We start from the raw sequence: 1,564 nt of genomic DNA, 5'->3' as shown, positions 1-1,564 counted from the left end.
CCGAATAAGGAAAACTTGAGACAGATTTTGGACGATGCAGGCGGGATTGCGGCAGCAAACGCGTCGCGTCATGGTTCGAATCAAGCGAGGCCATGCGTCTCGGAAAAGCTGAACTGGGATGGATTCGATGAAGGGCCTTGTCCGTACTGCCGTTGCTGCCTCTGTTTCCGTCGCCGCGCTCCTCGCGGCAGGCGCCGCTTCCGCGAGCTCCTTTGCGATCCGCAGCGGGCAGAGCGCAGAAGGCCTCGGTATGGCCTATTCCGGCGCGGCAGCCGGCGGCATCGGCATGGGCTCCATGGCCTGGAACCCGGCGACCATCACCATGTTCCCGGGCCGGCACAGCAACTGGAACTTCACCTATCTCAACGCCAACGGCGACTATGAGCCGACTTCGCCGACGCGCCTCGGCTCTCCCTTCGGCCCCTTGAGCCCGATCCAGAACGGCACGGGCAATCTCGGCGGTGACGGTGCCTTCATCCCGGCGTCCTACAGCGCCTGGCAGCTGACCGACCGGTTCTGGATCGGCATGACCACCGGCGCGCCTTACGGCCTGCGTTCTAAGGCCGACAACCAGGTCCACGCCGCGCAGATCTACGGGCGCTCGGCCAAGGTCGCGACGATTAACGTCTCGCCGACCGTCGGCTACAAGGTCAATGACTGGCTCTCCGTCGGTGCGGCCATGCAGGTCCAGTGGCTCAACGCGTCGCTGAAGCAGGCTTCCGGCATCGGCCCGACCGCCCCGCCGGTGATCATCGAAGGCGATACGATCGATGTCGGCTATCGCTTCGGTGTGACCCTGACGCCTTTCGAGGGCACCAATATCGGCTTGGCCTATCGCTCGCCGGTCCGCCAGACGCTGGATGGCACGCTGAGGACGCCGCTCGCCGTGATCCCGGTCAAGGCTAATCTGAACCTGCCGGACTCCGTCGTGTTCGGCCTGTCGCAAGTGATCAACGATCAGTGGCAGGTCCATGCCGGCGTCGAGTGGACGAACTGGAGCCGCTTCCGCAACATTCCGATCGTCAGCAAGCTCAACGGCCTTCCGGCGACGAGCCTGAACTTCCAGTACGACGATGCCTGGTACTTCTCGGTCGGCGCCGAGTACAAGTACAGCAAGGACCTGACGCTGCGCGCCGGTGTCGGCTACGAGCTGTCGGCGGTCAACGATCAGAACCGCACGATCTTCATCTCGGACAACGACAGGCTCTGGCTCAGCGCCGGTGCGAGCTATCAGGTTACCGATCGGATCAAGCTCGACCTCGGCTACACCTATATCGACGTGAAGAAGGCGTCGGTGAACTACTCGGGTGCCCATCCGCAGCAGGGGGCGGTGTTCTACACCGCCGAGGCCAAGCCCTACATCCACATCGCTTCGATCGGCATCACCTACAATTGGGACGATCCGAAGCAGACGCTCCCGGTCCAGCCGGTCGTCCGCAAGTACTGATCGCAATTCGATCGACGTTCCTGAAAGCCGGCCTTCGGGCCGGCTTTTTCGTTTGCGAACGGGGATTGCCAGCCGGCGGCCCGGCACGGGCGAGGCCATCCGAGGTCTGGTGTCGCC

Annotated in this window: 1 protein-coding gene; it reads left to right on the top strand. The window is 63.5% G+C overall.

Annotated elements, in window-relative coordinates; all coding sequences use genetic code 11:
• The first annotated feature begins 127 nt into the window (after positions 1–127).
• On the top strand, positions 128–1,447 hold the full coding sequence (locus ACIPIA_RS15970) for an OmpP1/FadL family transporter (protein WP_400510956.1): 1,320 nt from the start codon (positions 128–130) through the stop codon (positions 1,445–1,447).
• Positions 1,448–1,564: the final 117 nt, after the last annotated feature.

Origin of the sequence: Allobosea sp. CER48 (assembly GCF_044752385.1) — a bacterium.
Taxonomy (GTDB): Bacteria; Pseudomonadota; Alphaproteobacteria; order Rhizobiales; family Beijerinckiaceae; genus Allobosea.
The sequence above is the reverse complement of the archived record's forward strand: the minus strand, read 5'-3'. Positions and strand labels throughout refer to the sequence as shown.

Excerpts from the sequence above, each read along its gene's own strand:
- ACIPIA_RS15970 (WP_400510956.1), top strand. The coding sequence starts at position 128 with ATGAAGGGCCTTGTCCGTACTGCCGTTGCTGCCTCTGTTTCCGTCGCC.